We start from the raw sequence: 19024 nt of genomic DNA, 5'->3' as shown, positions 1-19024 counted from the left end.
TTATGGCTAAGATGATGAATAAATGGTTATTGGCGAGTGCAGTCGCTTCGGTACTCTTTTCTGGTGTAGCAACTGCTAAGGTAACAGCAGAAAAAGCAGCGGAGCTTGGCGGTGATGTTTATACCCCGATGGGCTCGGAGAAAGCGGGTAATGAAGATGGCTCTATTCCGGCCTGGACTGGTGGTATACAGGAAGTACCAGCCGGTTATGAAGCGGGTGATCACCATCCGGATCCATTTGCGGAGGATGAAGTCTTATTCACTATTACAGCATCTAACTATAAGGATTATGAAGATTACTTAACGGTTGGACAGGTTGCGCTATTTAAAACCTATCCTGAAAGCTACAAGATGCACGTGTATCAAACACGTCGCTCGGCTTCATTTCCACAGCACGTTTACGATGCGATCAAAGTGAACGCTCCTCGCGCGGAGCTGGTCCAAGGCGGTAATGGTATCTCAGGCGCATCTATAGGTGTTCCTTTCCCATTCCCTGAAAATGGCTTACAGCTTATCTGGAACTCATTAACTCGTTATCGCGGTGTATCGGTTGAGCGTGAAGTGGGTCAGGCAACACCGCTTCCTGACGGTGACTATGTATTGGTCAAGTTGAAAGATCAGCTACATCACATTTACAACGAACCTGAAATGACCCCGGAGAAACTGACGGAAGGTAATGTGCTGTTCTTGTTCCGTCAAATCGTTGAAGCGCCAGCACGATTAGCTGGCACTGCATTGTTAGTCCATGAAACCATGGACCAGGTGAAAGAGCCGCGTAAGGCTTGGACTTATAATCCGGGTCAGCGTCGTGTGCGTCGAGCTCCGAATGTAGCTTATGATGCACCGGGTACAGCATCGGATGGTCTTCGTACTACTGATGATTTCGATATGTTCAATGGTGCGCCTGATCGTTATAACTGGACGATTAAAGGTAAGAAGGAAATGTACATCCCTTACAATAATTATAAGCTACACTCAGATGAGGTGGAGTATGATGATATCGTAAAGCCGGGTGTGATTAACTCTGATCTGGTACGCTATGAAAAGCATCGCGTTTGGGTTCTGGAAGCTAACCTGAAATCAGATACTCGTCACCAGTATAAAAAGCGTGTGTTCTACATTGATGAAGACAGTTACCAAATCGTAGCTGAAGAGATGTATGACGAGCGTGATGAGTTGTGGCGTGTCGCTATGGCATACCCGATTAATTACTATGATGTTCCGACTCTTTGGTCGACCTTGGAAACTTATTATGATTTACCATCGGGTCGTTACTTAGTACTTGGTCTGGATAACCAGGAAGACATGTACGATTTTGAAATAGAGTTTAATGCTTCGCATTTCACTCCATCGGCACTGCGTAGAATTGGCCGCCGATAATCGTTACGTTAACAGCGGTCGGGTTCACCGGCCGCTTTGCTATTAACCCCATAGAAATACTAATCACAAATGAAAACCGTCCTACAACTTCTTTGCCTTAGCCTGATGTTTGTTATGTCATGTACCGGGCAGGCTAAACCTGCAGTCATTGCGCCAAAAGCAGATTCCTCGTTACTTCTCGATATAGTTAAGGTATCGGAAGGGCGCTATATCACTGTCGGTGAGCGTGGTCATATACTCATTTCAGAGGATAAAGGTGCGAGCTGGCGTCAGGTCGAGGTGCCTGTAGATGTTAATTTAGCCGCGGTTGACTTCCTGGATGAGCAACATGGAGTTGCCGTAGGCTTTGACCAAACTATTTTGCTCACAGAAGACGCTGGCGAGACCTGGACTATAAGCCACCAGCAAGTATCCAATTATCAGCCTGCACTGTTCAGTGTATTGTATGCATCCAGCGATAACATTACTGCGGTTGGCTCTTATGGTTTATATCTGGAAACCAACGATGGTGGTGATAATTGGCAGGTACGTGAGATAACCAGTTTGAGCGATGTTTATGATGGCTTCAGCCATTTTTATGACTTGGAAAAACGGTCTGACGAAACCTGGTTTATGGCTGGCGAAAAATATATTGCTGAAGCGAATGATATTGGTGAAGAGTTTAGTAAAGGCATGGTGGCTGTTACCCGGGATGCCGGCAAAACCTGGGAAAAGATAAACTCCCCTTATGAAGGTTCCTTTTTTGGAATCAGCGTAACCAATGGTGATTTGTATGTGTATGGTTTGAGGGGGAATTTGTTTCATTCTGAGGATCAGGGTGGTAGCTGGAAGAAGCTCAAGCTGGCAAATGAAGCTGGTTTGCATGATATGTTAATTACGGAAAATAATGGCTTGGTGCTGGTTGGCACCGGTGGCGTTCTGGTTCATAAGCAGGGTGACAATATATCTGTGGCCAAACGATCTGATCTGAAAGGACGGGCAGCTCTAGTGAGTCTGGGTAATGAACGTTTTATCATTGTTGGCGAAGGTGGTGTTGAAACTTATGATGCTAATAATGAAAAGAAAGCTTCTGCAGTGAAAGGTCAATAATATGGCAAAGAATAAATTAGAACCTTTGGTTAAGAGTATTTTATTTAGCAAGCGCGGTTTATGGGTAGCTGTATTCGCCGCAGTTACAGCTATTATGGCGTATTTCGTTTCACAGCTTCGAGTTGATGCCAGTTTTGAAAAGAATATTCCCCTGAAACATGAGTATATGCAGACCTATTTGCAGTATCAGGATGAATTCGGTGGTGCAAACCGGGTGTTCGTTGCTTTGGAAGCAAAGCAGGGGGAAATTTTTAATAATGAGTTCTTTAATGCGTTAAAAGAAGCCGATGATATTGTTGAAGGGATCGAAGGGGTTAATCAGTCTCAGGTAAAGTCCTTATTCTCACCGTCAGTTCGCTATATTGAAGCCAGCGAACAGGGCTTAGAAGGTGGGCCGGTCATTCCTCCTGAGTTTGAGCAGGTTGATAAAGAGCAAGCATTTTCTAAAGTACGAGAAAATATCCTTAAAGCTGGCATTCGAGGTCGCTTAGTCTCCAATGACTTTACCTCGGCAATGATCTCCGCCCAACTTTTTTCTGAGTATAACGATCCAGATGCTGAACTGACGTTGGATGGTAATGGTCAGGTAGCGTCGCAGATGGTGAAGACCGACTATGTTAAAGTCGCACATCAGCTGGAAACGCTGAGAACCGATATCGAAGCTAAATACCCGAATATCGAAGTTCATATCATTGGTTTTGCCAAAATGATCGGTGATGTCAGTGATGGTGCCGGTAACGTTATTTTCTTCTTCTTGATCGCATTCCTGATTACTGCGTTGCTGGTCTATTGGTATTCGCGTTCTATTAAGCTGACCTTATTGCCGTTGCTGACATCGAGTGTTGCAGTGGTTTGGCAGCTGGGCATATTAACAGCTCTGGGTTACGGCATCGATCCTATGTCGATCCTGATTCCATTCTTGATTTTTGCCATTGGTGTCAGTCACGGCGTGCAGATGATCAATGGTGTGCAGCATAATGTGGGCAAAGGCTTTAAGGTTTATGATGCGGCCATTGCGGCATGCGCTGGTCTGATCGTTCCCGGTGGCGTCGCTTTGTTGAGTGATACCATTGGCTTTTTAACGTTGCAGCTTATTGAAATTGATATTATCCGCGAACTTGCCATTACTGCGAGTATCGGTGTGGCGGTATTGATTTTAACTAACCTCATTCTGCTGCCGCTGCTGCTTTCTTACACTCACTTCCCACAATCTTTTGTTAAAAGTGTACAGCAACGGGAAAAGTCGCATGAAAAGTGGTGGGGGAAATTGTCGGTTTTTGCTAAACGTCCCATGGCTACCGTTATCGTTGTTGTTGGTATTATACTGGGATTGATTGGTTATTGGGGAGCCGAGAATATGAAGGTGGGCGATCTGCATGCGGGTGCGCCTGCCCTGAAGCAAAACTCACCTTATAATCTGGATACCAAGTACGTTACTGAAAAGTACTCGATAGGTACGGATGTCATTTCGATCTTGGCAGAGACCCGTGCTGACGGTTGTACCTTCTACAATATTATGGAGACCATTGATGACTTCCAGTGGCAGCTTTCCAATATCAAAGGGGTTCAATCGACACTTAGCCTGCCGCAAATATCAAAAGTAGTTAACGGTTTGCTGAGTGAAGGTAACCTGAAGTGGAAAATGTTACCGAAAGATGAAGCGGTACTGCCGTACACCATTGCCCGAGTAGAAACCAGTACCGGCCTCCTTAACTCTGGCTGTAGTGTTATGCCGATCATGGTGTTCCTGACCGATCACAAAGCAGAAACTATTGAGCGAGTGGTTGGCTCGGTCAAGTCGTTTCAGAGTGATTACCTTGACGCTGAAAAATCGAAAGTCATGACTTTAGTTGATACAAGTTTTGGTTCACTGGAAAGCTCTGAAAGAGAGGTTATCAAGTCGGAACTGGCGCCAGTGTTAGACGGTTATAGTGAGCTTTCGTACCATGAGGATGATGCTAAGCCTGAGCTCGAAGAATATGTTACTGATCAGCTCAGTGGTTCAGAGACGATAAGTGAGGATCAATTAAAGCAGCTAACTTCAGCACTTGAGGACGAACTGCCGGCAAGTGGCTTCAAGCCAGTGAAGTTCCGTTTGGCGACGGGAGCCGTAGGGGTCATGGCGGCAACTAACGAAGCGGTTGCAGCGGCACAAATGCCGATGATGATCTGGGTATATCTGGCAGTAACTTTATTATGCTTAATTAGTTTCCGCTCGGTTCGTGGCACTATCTGTGTGGTATTGCCTCTGGTAGTGGTTTCCCTATTAGCGCAGGCTTTGATGACCTGGCTAGAAATTGGTCTCACCGTGGCGACCTTGCCAGTGATTGCTCTTGGTGTGGGTATCGGGGTTGATTACGGTATTTATATTTTCTCGCGCATGGTCGGCTTTATACGGGAAGGTCGCAGCGTCTCGGAAGCATATTTTGAAACTTTGAAGCTGACAGGTAATGCAGTGTTATTTACTGGTTTAACTCTGGCCATTGGTGTCAGCACCTGGATTTTCTCAGCACTACAATATCAGGCTGACATGGGGATCATGTTAACTTTTATGTTCCTGGTGAACATGCTGGGTGCGATCTTCCTGTTACCTGCACTCGCTTCGATATTTTACCGTCGCTAGAAACAACATAGCACTGGTATTAGCAGTGTAAAAAATGGCACCTTTATCGTAAATTAAGGTGCCATTTTGTATATAAATGTCCTAGAATTAGGTAACGTTTAAAACAGCGTTGATTTAACCCATATATTATTCTTGGACAGGACAATGGCCAGTGTAAGTAATTCTTCCGAATTGTTGGAAAAAGTCCAGCAAATCTGTGAAAAGCAATTCTCAAAACGTCAAGCAGAGCTTGTTAAGCAATTCTCCGAATTAATCTATCTTAGTGTTTCTGAAGATGAGTTTGTTGAACGCAGCCCTCAGCACATTTTTGATTCTATCAGTAGTTTATGGAAATTTATTCAGGACTTTGATGGTTCCAGTAAAGTAAGAATATTTAACCCCGACGAAAAAACTGATGGTTGGGAGTCCCGCTACAGTATTATCGAAATTAATCATAAAGATATTCCATTTTTGGTTGATTCGATTCGAATGGAACTAAATCGTCATGGTATTGACGTCCACCTTCATATTCATGTGCCGATGTACATTAAGCGTACAAAAACAGGCCGAGTGTCCGCTCTTCATGTTTCTTATGACAAAGATAGCGCTCATAATGAGAATATTGAAACGCCAATGTATCTCGAAGTGGATCGCATCATTGATCCAAAGGTGATGAAAACTGTTGAGGAGGATCTCGTCAGGGTTTTACACGATGTCCGCTCGACGGTTTCGGACTGGAAGCCGATGCGGGATAAGATGGGGGGGATTGTCACTGAGCTTGAATCCGATCCACCGCCATTAAGGCAGGACCGTATTGAAGAAGCCGTTGATTTTTTACGCTGGGTTAAGGAAAACCACTTTGTCTTCATGGGCGCGAGAACTTATGACTTGTTAGGCGAAGGGGATGAGCTCCACCTTAAATCGGTGAAGGGCTCTGGTCTCGGGATTCTTTCTGATGAACGTAAGTATTCTGAGTATCACTTATCACGCTCTCCGAAAGGTGCTAAAAAGTTGGCCCTGTCAACCGAGCATATTCTAGTGTTGACGAAAACCAGTAGCTTATCGACGGTTCACCGCTCCAGCCATATTGATTATATCGGCGTTAAACGCTTTAACGATAAAGGCGAGGTTATCGGTGAGCACCGCTTCTTTGGTTTATTCACATCTGCTGCCTATAACATGGATCCACAGCTGATCCCGGTATTGCGTAAAAAGATTAATAATGTTCTGACCGAGTCTAAGTTGAAACCCGGCGGCCACGACTATAAGGCGCTAAAAAATATTCTGGAAACTTATCCTCGAGATGAGTTATTCCAGATCCCAACCTTGAAGCTGTTGGATATCGTTATGGGTATTCTGCATATTCAGGAGCGACGTCAGGTTAGAGCTTTTGTTCGCCGCGATCCTTTCGGTCGTTATTTTTCCGTGCTAACTTTTGTTCCGAGAGATACTTACAATACACGTATTCGTCTGAAAATGACGGACATTCTCTCCGAAACCTTTAGTAGTAAAGGCGAAATTGAGTTTACAACCTATTTTTCTGAGTCGAATCTGGTTCGAACTCACTACCGTGTGCCGGTAGAGAATACAGAGTCAATTACCTATGATCTAGATGAGCTTCAAGCCAGACTGGAGCGTGCGGCACTAAGTTGGGAAGAAGTACTGAGTGACGAAATCAATAAACGTTGCTCTGGAGAAAAAGCTGCATTATTACTGAAGAAATATCGTGAAGCCTTTCCACCAAGTTTCCAGAATCAGCAAAGTGTCGATTCAGCCATGGTGGACATCGATAATATCGAAGACTTAAGCGATGACTGGCCGCTCGGTATGTTCTTATACCGCTCCGGTGAAGATAAATCCTTGCGCTTTAAGCTCTATCATAAAGACACGCCGTTACCATTATCAGCCGTCATGCCAATGCTGGAGAACATGGGGCTGACGGTGATCGATGAAACGCCTTATGAAGTTTCGTCAGAACTGCTTGGTGACTATCGTATTCTTGATTTCGATGTGCGCTATGATGCTGCTGAAATTGATGTGGACACGGTTCGTGATAGTTTCCACAAAGCATTTGCCAAGGCCTGGTATAAGCAGGCCGAGAACGATGGCTTTAATCGCTTAATTTTAGCTGCTGGCCTTGATTGGCGGCAGGTCGCTATGCTGCGTGCCTACGCTAAGTACATGTGGCAAATCAACTTTACCTTTAGTCAGGTATATATTGAGCAAACGCTGGTGCAATACCCAGAAATCGCCACTGGTTTAGTCGAATTATTTGAGCTCAAGTTTAATCCTCATGATGAGTACAGTCAGCGTCGTTATGCTTTGAAAAAAAGTCAATTATTGAAAGCTGTACAAGATGTTAAAAGCCTTGATCAGGATAAGATTATTAACAAGTATGTTGAATTAATTGAAGCAACGTTACGTACGAACTTCTTCCAGGCTGACGAACAAGGCAAGGACAAGCCGTATATTTCCTTTAAACTGAATCCAAGCATTATTACTGAGATGCCAAAGCCAGTCTTAATGTATGAGATTTTTGTTTATTCACCGCGTGTCGAAGGTGTTCATTTGCGTGGCGGCAAAGTCGCCCGAGGCGGTTTACGCTGGTCAGATCGTCGTGAGGATTTCCGTACAGAGATCCTGGGACTGGTCAAAGCGCAACAGGTTAAAAACTCGGTCATTGTCCCGGTTGGAGCCAAAGGTGGCTTTGTTTGTAAGCAGTTACCAACCAGTGGTGGCAGAGAAGCCTTCTTTGCTGAAGGTGTCGAGTGTTATAAAACGTTCATCCGAGCCTTGCTGGATATTACCGACAATTATGTCAACGATAAGCTGGTACACCCGCGTGACGTGGTGGTACATGATGAGGCTGACGCCTATCTGGTGGTGGCGGCGGATAAAGGGACCGCGACCTTCTCGGATATCGCCAACGGCATTTCTGAAGAATATGGCCACTGGCTGGGTGATGCTTTTGCTTCAGGCGGTAGCAATGGTTATGACCATAAAGTGATGGGCATTACGGCTAAAGGTGCCTGGGAGTCGGTAAAGCAACATTTCCGTGAAATGGGCGTCGATTGTCAGAATGAAGACTTTACCGTGGTGGCCTGTGGTGACATGTCAGGTGACGTTTTCGGTAATGGCATGCTGTTGTCGAAGCATATTCGGCTACAGGTAGCGTTTAACCATATGCATATCTTCGTCGATCCAAACCCTGATGCTGCATCCAGTTATCAAGAACGTGAGCGTTTATTTAACTTGCCACGTTCCGGCTGGAATGATTATAACGCGGATTTAATCTCAAAGGGCGGTGGTATTTTTGAGCGGAGTGCAAAAAAGATCGAACTGACCCCTGAGATCCAGGAGATGTTGGGCGTTAAGGTGAAGAGCCTGTCGCCAACCGAGTTTATCCATGCTGCCTTAAAAATGAAGGCTGATCTGTTCTGGAATGGCGGGATTGGTACCTATGTTAAGTCCAGTCAGGAAACTCACCAGCAGGTTGGCGATAAAGCAAATGACAGTCTGCGTGTTGATGGTAAGGACATGCAGGTCAAAGTTGTCGGAGAGGGTGGAAACCTGGGCTGTACCCAGTTGGGGCGTATCGAGTATATGCAGCACGGTGGTCGAGCCAATGCTGATTTTATTGATAATGCGGGTGGTGTGAACTGCTCGGACAATGAAGTTAACATCAAAATTCTGCTAAATGGCATTGTGAGTGACGAAGGCCTAACGGTGAAACGCCGTAATAACTTACTGGCACGAATGACTGATGAAGTATCGGATATTGTGATTCAGGATAATTATCGTCAGACCCAGTCTATTAGCATTACTGAATCACGTGCTCCGGCGATGGTGAAAGAGCATATGCGTTTTATCCACGGACTGGAAAGAAGGGTCAATCTGGATCGTAAGCTGGAATTTTTGCCGTCGGATGAGGAGTTGCTTGAGCGCGAAGCGAATGGTCGTGGTTTGACTCGAGCCGAACTGGCGGTTTTATTAGCCTACGGCAAGATAGAATTAAAGGATTCTCTCTGTATTCCTGAAGTAACCGAAAATTCTTATTTTGAGAGTTACTTACTAGAGTACTTCCCTAAGCCATTGCGCAACAAGTATGTCGATAACATGTTGAAGCATCCGCTGAAGGATGAAATTATTGCCATGAGTCTCGCCAACGAGATGGTTAATCTCATGGGCACGAATTTTGCCTTCCGGGTTATTGATGAAGTTGGTGCCAATATTGGTGAGGTGGCCCAGTGCTACGTTATGGCTAAGGAAACCTTTGATTTGAAGGGGCTTTTCGAGAGTATCGAAGCGCTGGATAACGTTGTTCCGGCGAGCATCCAGACCAAGATGATGTTCCAGGCCCGTCGCATTGTGCGCCGTGCAACCCGCTGGTTTGTGCGTAATCGCAGTAAAGACCAGACCATTGAAGAGGTGGTTAATTACTTCAGAAAAGGCGTTGCTGAGTTACAGAAAAATGTGCATAAAACGCTCGAAGCAAAAGAAGCCGAAGGCATTGATAAGGAAATTAAAGAACTGGTTGAGCAAGGCGTGCCTCAGAAGCTGGCGAAGCAAGTTAGTTATTTGAGTACTATGTTCTCAGCGATGGATATCATTGAGCTGGCGGTGCAGTACGATCTACCCATCCTAACGGTTGCAGAAGTCTACTATAAGCTGGGTGCCAAGGTTGAGTTGCACTGGTTCCTCAACCAGATTATTGCGCAACCTGTCAGTAACCACTGGCAAGCCTTTGCCAGAGCCGCTTTCCGTGAAGAATTGGATTTCCAACAGCGTAATCTGATTGAAGCCGTGTTGCCGCTGACAGCCAAGTACAAATCACCTGAGACGCGGATCAAGCACTTCCTGGCAGATCATGATGATGTGTTATCTCGTTGGCGAGAAATGGTCACTGATTTCAAGCAAAGCAGTACGCATGAGTTTGCTAAGTTTTCGGTAGCCCTGAGGGAGCTGCAGATTCTGGTCCAACGTAGCCATAGGCTCGTCAAATAAGTGCTCTATAAGCACATGGGACTCCATGTGCTTTGCCTAACTTGCTTTGTTATAGTGAAGAAAGGAAGCAGGGCTATGTTCGTTTGCCTATAGCAGCTTCCTTAAGCCCTTTTAGCGTTGGCGATATGGGAAGTCTATGAGCAAGTTTAAGACGCATTTTGAAAATCAGGGGGCGTTACTTCCGCCTAAAATTATGGGCAGAATACTGAGGCTGCTGCTAGGTATTGCCTGTCTACACTTGGTATGGCAGCTTGTTTAGGTCAGTGATGACTTACTAATGGGAAAAAGTCTATTTTCGAGAAATAGCATCTGGTTGCCATTGCTCCTGGTTTTATTCTGCTCCCTCCGGTTTTTAATATCGGTATGGGCTTAAATACAAAGCGCTGGCCTCAAGCGGTCGTTCTAGGGATTACTATAACTCTCTTAGGGGTAAACTCCTTAAGCGAACTGAGCGCGGTCACGCTAGTGTTAAATGGTTTTAGTCTGCTTTGGCTACTTTACGTTTTTGTCCACCTGGGTATTTCCTTTATCCTTGCAGCGTTAATCGCCACTCCAGGCTGTGAAATGCGGGCAATTCCACATGCTTACAGCCTGTTGACCGGACGACAGTACCGGGAGCACTTTTGCCCCGGCTTTCTTGATCGTGTCGATAAGTGGGAACGAGGGTTTTGGTAAGCGATGCTTTTTTATAAGGAGTGCCCAAGCGAGCTAACTGACTGATTTAAAGGTAGCCACGAACAAAAGGAAGCAAAAAGCCATAATTGCCATAATTCGCCATAATTGATTCATTGAAACTTCAGATTCCTTTGTTCTACTAGACCCATAAAATATTTCATAACTGATTTTTGGAGTCGACAATGTGTGTATTAGTAGTGCCTGAAGAGATGAAGCAATCAAAAGAATACACCGAAGTATTCGAAGCTTACTGGAAAGAGCAGCAAAGAGATCGTGTGGAGCTGGTCGCGGCAGAGCGTGGTCAGGACCGTTCTTTTTTGAATATGGTGAAAAAAAGCACCAAACAATAATATCTGGCGCTTTTTATAAACAGCTAAACAGTGCCCTTTGTCAGGGTTACTGTAAACGAGCTGCAGCGTCCAGACGAATTGTCGTGCCATTAAGGTAGGCATTTTCAGCAATATGCTGAACTAGCTCCGCGTATTCTTGTGGCTTACCGAAACGGGATGGGTTAGGAATACCGGCGGCAATTTCTTCGCAAACTTCCGGCGTGATTTTTTCCATCATTGGAGTTTCAAAGACGCCTGGCGCAACAGCCATTACTCGCACCTTGATACGGGCAAATTCTCGAGCTAAGGGTAATACCATGCCTGTTATGGCAGACTTGGTTGCTGAGTAGGCTGTTTGACCGACTTGACCTTCATAGGCTGCGATGGATGCCGTATGGATAATGACTCCGCGTTCACCGTTCACTTCTTCATTTTCCTGCATGTGTCGCGAAGCGGCACGCGTCAGCAGAAAGCTACCAACCAGATTAATATCCACGACTTTTTGGAAATAATCAGCAGGCATGGGGCCCTTTTTGCTATGAATCAGGCCTGCTCCAAGAATGCCGGCACAACCAACGGCAAGATTAATACCACCCATGAACTCGGCTGCTTTGTCTGCAGCTGCCTCAACCTGTTGTTCCTGACTGATGTCGGTGGTGATAAAGATGGCATTATCACCCAACTCTTTCGCGGCAGCATCGCCTTGTTCCTGATTGATATCTAATAGAGCTACTTTACCGCCTTGAGCAATAATATGTTTTGCTGTTGCCAGACCGAGGCCAGAAGCACCGCCACTGATAAGGGCTTTGGTTTGTGCGAAATCCATAGTATGTCCTACTCATTGTTTATCTGAATCGTTAAGGACGGGCATTGTACCAACCCGTTACTCTTCTGCCAATTTAGTCGGCTTTAATCATAGAGGCCGGGTAATGCTGCTGTGCCTTTTCGTTTAAAGTCCGTTGTGAGCTGAGGAAGCAGACGTGCGAGTTCGCTTCCTTGCCACGGTTTGGAGGTATCTGGGCCAGCATACAGGTTCTTCTGTAGAGCTTTTAACTCTTGAGCAAGCTTGTCCAGCTGGTGCTGCTGGCAGTAATCAATAAGCTGGTTGAGATTATGGATATGTTGTAGTGACGCCTGCTGTTCCACCCAGTTTAGCAGGGCCTTTGAGGTGGCACGGGCATCATTGTTATTAGCCATCGAGGTCGCTCTTTTTAGGGTGCTGGGAGCTACCGGCGACCTTACCTGGGATTCTCCCGTAGCTATCGTATGACTGTGTCGGCGTTGTCTTTGTTTAAACCAGACGAATAGCGTGAGCAACCAGAGAGCGGCTAGAGAGAGGCTGATATACATCCAGTAATTCTTTTGAGATGCAGAGGAGTCTGTTTGCTGCGTCTGATCACTGGACAGCTCAGAGCTGTCGATGCTCCCCACTTGCTGTGAGTCGGGAATAACCGTTTGTTGATTGTTCTGGCTAAGCTGCTTATTGCTTGGGTTTACCCGAAAAGTCATTGCCGGCAAGGTCGCATATTCCTGCTGATCGGTGTCCACATTCCACCAGGGGATCGTTAACTCTGGGATTGTGACTTCGCCAGACAGGCTTGGGATAACGGCAATTTTTTCAAAATGGTAGCTATTAACGCCAAAACGGTTAAAGCGTTGACGATACTGTGGTGTATCGCGGTAAATGGTGATGCCTTCCTGTTCGGGGAAGGTTAACGGAGGCAGTTGTGTTTTAAGCAGACCGGTACCTTTGATGATTAAGTCAAGGTTTGCGGGTTCACCCACTCTGAATGTCTGGTTGGCCGGTTGCCAGCTTGCTTCCAGCTCTAGGTTCTTGGCTGGTAACCAGGGTTCGACTGCATTTTGTGGTTTAGGTTTTACTGAAATGGTGTATTTTTGCGTGCTTAAACTGACTGGTTTTAATTGGGAGCGTTGCCAGGGAGAACGACTGTTGTTGTCTTCCAATATGGTGGCGCTATAGGTTAGAGGCTCAATGACCATGTCACCACTTTGTTGAGGGAAAATGGCGTAACGTTGTTCTACCACCTGGAAGTTATTACCATCTTTAACCACATCGAAACTGGAATTATCACCAAGCTGTTCTACCAGTGCATTACTAACGCGAATGGGGGTGATTTTTTGATTACGGGCCACTACTGAGCGGTAAATACGAACGGTAAAAATAAGCTGTTGTTGCACATAGACTTCTTCGTCACTGATAGTGGCACGCAGCTTTATTTTTGCGTTTTTAGTATCCGATAAGTCGTCCTTTTGCGGTAAAATGCGGATGGTAAAAGGTTGTGAGCGCTCATTACCGATAGATAGCGCGGGTATAGTATAGGTGCCAGCTTTTTCCGCCAGTAGCTCAAAATCCCAGCCACGCTGTGAATTATATTGACCGTTAACGATAACGCTGCTGTTATATTCCTGTCGGCTACGAATGGTGATTTCATCGGGAATAAAGTTTTCTGTGGCGCCCTGCCTTAAGGTGTTTGACTCTTCGACCTGAACTCTGAGGTGAAAGGTTTCATGCTCGTGAATATCAGTTCGATCTAAAGACAAGGTGATCTTAGCTGAAGCCGTAGCCGTCAGGAGTAGAGATAAAGCTAATAGTAGAAACTTAGCAAAAATGTTTAACCGTATATTTTGAGCCATCATTGTTATTTACCAACTTTTTTCAACTTGCTGCCTGTGTCCACGACGCTGATATTCACGGTACATTTTACGCCGCAACAGGCCGCCGGGATCATCCGGTAGACGTCGTAACCACTGTTCCATTTCTTGATCTTTCTCTTCCTCTTTGAACTGCTCTTCAAGCTCTTGCTCGGTCAGCTCGGGTTGTTGCTTTTGTTCCTGCTGCTCCTGTTGAGTCTGTTGCTGCTGTTCTTGTTGTTGTTCCTGAGACTCTTGTTCTGACTGCTGTTCAGAGCTTTGTTTATCCTGTTGCTGCTGCTCTCTGTCTGAGTCTCCCTGCTTATCTTGCTCCTGCTGGTTTTGTTGCTGCTGCTCCTGCTGTTGCTTTAATTTTTCTACCACCTTTTTATTGTATCGGGCATCCTCATGCTCCGGCTGTTGTGCTAGTGCCTGTTCATATGCCTCAATCGCTTTATCATACTGTCCATTAAGCGCTAGTGCATTACCTTGGTTATAAAAGTCATCCGCTGTCAGAGTTTCCTGCGGAATCTTTTCTAAAAGGTTATTGGACGCATCGTAGCTGCCCATGCGGTAGGCGGACAGGGCTTTCCAGCGAGGATCGTTAAAGGTGCTATAAGCTTCGGAATATGCCTGCTCATCCAATAATTTCTTACCTTGCTGATCCGAATTCAGGAAAAAGTTTTCAATAGCGTCGGCTTTAGCTTGAGGTGACAGCACCGAGCACAAACTCAGCAGACAGATACAGCCCAACAAGGTGCGATGCTTGAAGCTTAATAACACTAGCGGTAACAGAAATAGAACGAGCCAGTAGCCTAAATCAAACCAGTCATCGACAAACTTGTTGTCAACGTCGGCATTATCTGCTGTTGCGATATTAGAAGCCTGTACAAAGAGTTTTACATCCTGATTATCAACGGTTACAGAGGTTAGTACTGCATTGGTCTTTTCTGCGAATGATGCCAGTTGAGCATAGTTCATTTGCGGGATAACAATGTTGCCGCGATTGTCCTTTAAAAAGCCTTCTTCTTCCGATAGTTTTATGGGCGCACCATCCTCGGTTCCAATGGCGAGAATATTCAGTTGGTATGGCGTATCTTCGATTTGATCTTCGATCGCTTCCAGACTTTCACTCTCTGCGCCGTCGGTAAACCACAGAATCTTACCTTGAGCCAGGCCACTGTTATCCAGTAGTTCTATGGCTTTTTTAAAGCCACGCTCGGGACGGCTGCCAAGGAGAGGCATGATCTTGGTTGACAAGGCTCCCAGTAGATTCTCAATGGTGTCTTTGTCGCTGGTCAAGGGGCTTAGTATAAAGCCGTCACCGGCATAAACGACTAAACCGGTTAATCCTTCGTTATGCAGCTTAAGGTAATCTTTGATTTTAAACTTAGCACGCTCCAGACGCGATGGTTTGATATCATCGCTGTCCATCGATAGTGATAGATCCAATAGTATTACCTGGGTGGCTTTGCTGGAGAAAACCGGTTGTGGTGTCTTTTTCCAGGTTGGCCCGGCTAATGCTATGGCTGCGATAATCCAGAAGGTTAATAGTAATCGCGGTAAATACTTCTGGTGCCTACCCTGTTCGGAGTGGGGGACCAGCCAGCTCAACAAATGTTGATCGATGAGTGCTGCCCAACCTTCCTGCGAGCTGGCGTGCTTGCGATAAAACCAAAACAGTAGCAACGCCGGTACTATCAATAATAATGCCCAGGGGCGTATAAAGTGGAATAAACTCAAATCAGGCATGCTCTACCTCACTACTTGAGCGGGCTTTGCTGGAGCGAGAAACAAGCACGCTGTAGAGTACCCGAATAAAGCTGAGCACGATGGCGAAGAACAAAGGAATATAAAACAAAGCCTTGCTGGGGCGGTAACTCTGGTCTATATCTTCGACAGGCTCCAGCTCGTCCAGCTTGCCATAAATTTGCTCTAGCTCCTGCGTATTTCTGGCCCGAAAGTATTGACCTCCCGTTTTCTTTGCTACAGCCATTAACGTTTCTTCATCTAGTTCCTTGGACGGGTTAACGGTACGGTTACCAAAGAAGCTGTTACGTACCACCATTTTATCGGCACCGACGCCAATGGTATAGATAGTAATACCGGCGTGTTCGGCCAGTTCGGCAGCTTGAACCGGATTAAGCACTCCCGTATTGTTCTGACCGTCAGTGAGGAGGATGAGAACACGGTTATCAGCATCCCGATCTTTTAAGCGTTTGACCGCTAAACCGATGCTGTCGCCAATGGCCGTACGCGATGAACCCGCCAGGCCAATTTCGGTTTCATCCAACATCAGCTGAACCGTTTTAAGATCAAACGTCAATGGTGTTTGTAGATAAGCCTGCTCACCAAACAGAATCAGTCCGAGGCGATCGCCACCACGACGTTTAATAAAGTCGGTCATTAAGGCTTTTACGGCGGCCAGGCGGTTGACCTGCCGGTTTTGAAGCATCATATCTTCCATTTCCATAGAGCCGGAAATATCAACACTGACCATTAAGTCACGACCGCTGCTGGGCAAAGCCACCGAGTCTCCGACCCAGGTGGGGCGAGCAACGGCAATGATAAGCAGTAACCACAGAATGAAATTATACCAGGGGAAATGGCTTTTACGCTTATTGCCTTGCTGATGCTGGACTTTCCAATACAGAAACAGGGGAGCTTTGAGCGCTTGCTGACGCTGTTTGCGTTCTTCAAACCACCAGACGATTAACGGCAAAGGAAGTAGCAATAAAAGCCAGGGCCACTGAAATTCAAACATCGTCGTTTTCTCCAGTATCCAACGGCCAGCGTTTACTCTGTACTGGCAGTTGTGATGTCCAGTCAATGACTTCATTCAGGACTTGCACCCGGTTGAGATCAGATGAGGCTCTTGCTGGCTTATATGGCAAGTCGACAAATGCTTCGAGTGTCTGCTCACTTAAGCTTCTGTTATTGGTTGCTCGTAGTAGTTCCTGCCATTCCGTTTGGGCCAGTTGTTTAATGTCTTGTGGTGGCAGGTAACATAGGCTGACACGGCGCATGATATTTTGTGCTTTGGCCAACCAGCGTGGCTCGTGACTCGTTTTGAGTTGTTCGAGCTCGGCAATGGCCAGACGAGAGTAACGATAGTAGCGTTTTTTCAAGTATAGCTTTATAGCAAATAATACGGCAAGCAAGATGACCAAGCCGATAATAACCCACCAGCCGGGGGCCAGTGGCCACCAGTCGACAGTTGCGGGTGCATGAACATCCCGTAACTGTTCAAGTAATTGTGTTTGTTGCTTTGAGTTAGTTGCTGCATTATTCATGATTTATACTTGCACCCGGTTCCGCTGGTTGACATGGCTTATGCTGGGATCCAAGGCTAAATCTGTCATAGAATCTGCCGTTGAACACCAGGTAAAGGTCGACTGGGTCTGCGTAAACTGCTGCTGAATCGACACTACTTTCTGTTGAAAGTGTGCTTCATGACGCTGCATGTCACGGGTGTTGGTAGCGTCAATGTGTACATGCTGTAAGCCGTCGGTCAAAGTATATTGACCGGGAACTGGTATCTTCGACTCCAGTGGATCGTAAATCATTACGCCATAAATATCATTATGTTGTGCCAAGTAGGTCAGGTGCTGCTGACATTCCGGATTGAGATTCATAAAGTCGCTAAAAATATAAATCAGGCTGCCGCCTTTGACCAGGTGCCTTAGGCGCAGCAAGGTATCACTCAACGAGGATTGGTTAATCTGGTAAGCGTCGTTATCGCTATAAACCTGTCTTAAACGCTGGTTGTGTAACTCCATCAGGTGTTGCAGTAGGCGTAGACCATTCTGGCGGCGGTTGGAAGGTTTTAACTCAATATGCTTGTTAGCGGTACTGAATAAGCCTGCTACGCGGTTGCCGCTGTTAAATGCAGCCCAAAAAGCCCGTGCCGACTGTAAGCAGGCCAGCGTGGATTTGAAGCGGTTTTTTGAGCCAAAGAACATGGTGTCCTGCAAATCGGTCACAATATATACCGGGCGTTCACGTTCTTCCTGAAAAACTTTGGTATGGACTTTGCCGGTACGAGCCGTCACGCGCCAGTCAATGGTGCGAATATCATCACCGGGCTGGTATTGTCTGACCTCGGCAAACTCCATACCGCGCCCTTTAAACGGTGACAGATGACCCCCGACCAGGTGGGCTCGTGTCTTCTTATGTGGTAATGGGATCGACTCTTTAGCCCAGTACTGACAGGCGATCAGCTGCTCGAGGCTAAGTTCGATGCTGTGCTGTCTGGCCTGTTGTGCTGTAACGTTGTGTTCGGTCATGTGATTAACTGCCGTTAAGGCGTAGGAATCAGTTCGATAAGCTTATTGATGACGTCGTTAGTGGTCACGCCTTCGGCTTCTGCCTGATAGCTCAGGATAATGCGGTGGCGTAAAATTTCGCCGAGGATAGCCTGGACATCGCCGGGAGTAACATAGTCTCGGTTATCCAGCCAGGCGTAAGCGCGGGCGCAACGATCCAGGGCAATGGTAGCACGTGGACTGGCGCCATACTCGATATAGTGTGCTAGCTCTGCTGCGTGCTGCTCCGGTGCACGAGTCGCAATGATGAGCTGAATCAGGTATTGCTCAACTTCTTCCGCCATATGGACGGCAAGCACTTCCTTACGCGCGGCAAACAGTTCCTTCTGACTAATGGTTAGCATTGTTGGGGTTTCGCCTGATAAGGCTTCCTGCCGATTAACGGTAAGAATTTGCGCTTCAGCTGCATGATCAGGGTAATCCACTTCGACGTGCATTAAGAAGCGATCAAGTTGAGCTTCCGGCAATGGATAAGTGCCTTCCTGCTCGATGGGATTTTGCGTGGCCATGACCAGGAAAAAGTCTGGTAAGGGAAAGCTGTCTCTGCCCACGGTTATCTGCCTTTCTGCCATGGCTTCGAGTAAAGCCGACTGGACCTTGGCGGGAGCCCGGTTAATCTCATCGGCAAGGATAAGGTTATGGAACAGAGGCCCTTTCTGGAAGTGGAAGCTACCATCCTGAGGACGATAGATTTCTGTTCCGGTTAAGTCTGCAGGCAATAAGTCTGGAGTAAACTGAACACGGTGGAAGGTTCCTTCCATCGCCGTGGATAGCTCTTTGATGGCTCGGGTTTTGGCTAAGCCTGGCGCGCCTTCTACCAGTATGTGGCCATCAGCGAGCAGGGCGATGATCATTCGGTGAACCAGACTCTCCTGACCAATAATGCGGGATTTTAAAAATTCATCAAGCTGGATAAATTGTTCTTTTGTACTCATGAATTGCCTTTCTGCACGTAAAATGTGTTTATAC

Annotated in this window: 13 protein-coding genes; 6 read left to right on the top strand and 7 right to left on the bottom strand. The window is 46.4% G+C overall.

Annotated elements, in window-relative coordinates; all coding sequences use genetic code 11:
* Window positions 1-2 precede the first annotated feature (2 nt).
* The 6 genes from H7708_RS00565 (at window position 3) to H7708_RS00540 (ending at window position 11099) form a co-directional block, all read left to right on the top strand.
* The gene (locus H7708_RS00565; protein WP_223668516.1) at window positions 3-1379 is read left to right on the top strand and encodes a DUF1329 domain-containing protein; all 1377 of its coding nucleotides are present in this window, start codon (window positions 3-5) and stop codon (window positions 1377-1379) included.
* A gap of 69 nt (window positions 1380-1448) precedes the next feature.
* Window positions 1449-2468 (top strand): WD40/YVTN/BNR-like repeat-containing protein, encoded by a 1020-nt coding sequence (locus H7708_RS00560; RefSeq protein WP_223668515.1) that lies wholly within the window; start codon window positions 1449-1451, stop codon window positions 2466-2468.
* 1 nt (window position 2469) lies between these two features.
* Entirely contained in the window at window positions 2470-5091 is a 2622-nt protein-coding gene (locus tag H7708_RS00555; RefSeq protein ID WP_223668514.1) for an efflux RND transporter permease subunit, read from the top strand.
* Between the two features lie 144 nt (window positions 5092-5235).
* Window positions 5236-10074, top strand: a complete 4839-nt coding sequence (locus H7708_RS00550; RefSeq protein WP_223668513.1) for an NAD-glutamate dehydrogenase — start codon at window positions 5236-5238, stop codon at window positions 10072-10074.
* A gap of 363 nt (window positions 10075-10437) precedes the next feature.
* The gene (locus tag H7708_RS00545; protein WP_223668512.1) at window positions 10438-10749 is read left to right on the top strand and encodes a hypothetical protein; all 312 of its coding nucleotides are present in this window, start codon (window positions 10438-10440) and stop codon (window positions 10747-10749) included.
* Window positions 10750-10931: 182 nt separating this feature from the next.
* A complete protein-coding gene (locus tag H7708_RS00540) occupies window positions 10932-11099 on the top strand; it encodes a hypothetical protein (RefSeq protein ID WP_223668511.1) in 168 nt (55 codons plus the stop codon).
* 46 nt (window positions 11100-11145) lie between these two features.
* On the opposite strand, the gene H7708_RS00535 is transcribed toward H7708_RS00540, so the two are convergent.
* From H7708_RS00535 to H7708_RS00505, 7 genes are all read right to left on the bottom strand, one after another.
* Window positions 11146-11904, bottom strand: coding sequence for an SDR family NAD(P)-dependent oxidoreductase (locus H7708_RS00535; RefSeq protein ID WP_223668510.1), 759 nt, complete (start codon window positions 11902-11904; stop codon window positions 11146-11148).
* An 83-nt stretch (window positions 11905-11987) separates the two neighbouring features.
* A complete protein-coding gene (locus H7708_RS00530; RefSeq protein WP_223668509.1) occupies window positions 11988-13736 on the bottom strand; it encodes a BatD family protein in 1749 nt (582 codons plus the stop codon).
* A 6-nt stretch (window positions 13737-13742) separates the two neighbouring features.
* Entirely contained in the window at window positions 13743-15482 is a 1740-nt protein-coding gene (locus H7708_RS00525; protein ID WP_223668508.1) for a VWA domain-containing protein, read from the bottom strand.
* Window positions 15475-16494: a vWA domain-containing protein gene (locus H7708_RS00520; protein ID WP_223668507.1), complete on the bottom strand. Its 1020-nt coding sequence runs from the start codon at window positions 16492-16494 to the stop codon at window positions 15475-15477. Before H7708_RS00520 ends, H7708_RS00525 begins: the two co-directional genes overlap by 8 nt.
* Window positions 16487-17023 (bottom strand): DUF4381 domain-containing protein, encoded by a 537-nt coding sequence (locus tag H7708_RS00515; protein WP_223668506.1) that lies wholly within the window; start codon window positions 17021-17023, stop codon window positions 16487-16489. The genes H7708_RS00520 and H7708_RS00515 overlap by 8 nt, the downstream gene beginning before the upstream one ends.
* A gap of 3 nt (window positions 17024-17026) precedes the next feature.
* Window positions 17027-18016, bottom strand: coding sequence for a DUF58 domain-containing protein (locus H7708_RS00510; RefSeq protein WP_223668505.1), 990 nt, complete (start codon window positions 18014-18016; stop codon window positions 17027-17029).
* 14 nt (window positions 18017-18030) lie between these two features.
* Window positions 18031-18990 (bottom strand): AAA family ATPase, encoded by a 960-nt coding sequence (locus H7708_RS00505; RefSeq protein ID WP_223668504.1) that lies wholly within the window; start codon window positions 18988-18990, stop codon window positions 18031-18033.
* Window positions 18991-19024 lie beyond the last annotated feature (34 nt).

The sequence above is a fragment of the Kangiella shandongensis genome (assembly GCF_020005365.1).
Taxonomy (GTDB): domain Bacteria; phylum Pseudomonadota; class Gammaproteobacteria; order Enterobacterales; family Kangiellaceae; genus Kangiella; species Kangiella shandongensis.
This window is presented reverse-complemented; position numbering and strand designations above follow the sequence as displayed.

Coding starts and splice junctions, on each gene's coding strand:
- H7708_RS00565 (WP_223668516.1), top strand. CDS start 3: ATGGCTAAGATGATGAATAAATGGTTATTGGCGAGTGCAGTCGCTTCG.
- H7708_RS00560 (WP_223668515.1), top strand. CDS start 1,449: ATGAAAACCGTCCTACAACTTCTTTGCCTTAGCCTGATGTTTGTTATG.
- H7708_RS00555 (WP_223668514.1), top strand. CDS start 2,470: ATGGCAAAGAATAAATTAGAACCTTTGGTTAAGAGTATTTTATTTAGC.
- H7708_RS00550 (WP_223668513.1), top strand. CDS start 5,236: ATGGCCAGTGTAAGTAATTCTTCCGAATTGTTGGAAAAAGTCCAGCAA.
- H7708_RS00545 (WP_223668512.1), top strand. CDS start 10,438: ATGGGCTTAAATACAAAGCGCTGGCCTCAAGCGGTCGTTCTAGGGATT.
- H7708_RS00540 (WP_223668511.1), top strand. CDS start 10,932: ATGTGTGTATTAGTAGTGCCTGAAGAGATGAAGCAATCAAAAGAATAC.
- H7708_RS00535 (WP_223668510.1), bottom strand. CDS start 11,904: ATGGATTTCGCACAAACCAAAGCCCTTATCAGTGGCGGTGCTTCTGGC.
- H7708_RS00530 (WP_223668509.1), bottom strand. CDS start 13,736: ATGATGGCTCAAAATATACGGTTAAACATTTTTGCTAAGTTTCTACTA.
- H7708_RS00525 (WP_223668508.1), bottom strand. CDS start 15,482: ATGCCTGATTTGAGTTTATTCCACTTTATACGCCCCTGGGCATTATTA.
- H7708_RS00520 (WP_223668507.1), bottom strand. CDS start 16,494: ATGTTTGAATTTCAGTGGCCCTGGCTTTTATTGCTACTTCCTTTGCCG.
- H7708_RS00515 (WP_223668506.1), bottom strand. CDS start 17,023: ATGAATAATGCAGCAACTAACTCAAAGCAACAAACACAATTACTTGAA.
- H7708_RS00510 (WP_223668505.1), bottom strand. CDS start 18,016: ATGACCGAACACAACGTTACAGCACAACAGGCCAGACAGCACAGCATC.
- H7708_RS00505 (WP_223668504.1), bottom strand. CDS start 18,990: ATGAGTACAAAAGAACAATTTATCCAGCTTGATGAATTTTTAAAATCC.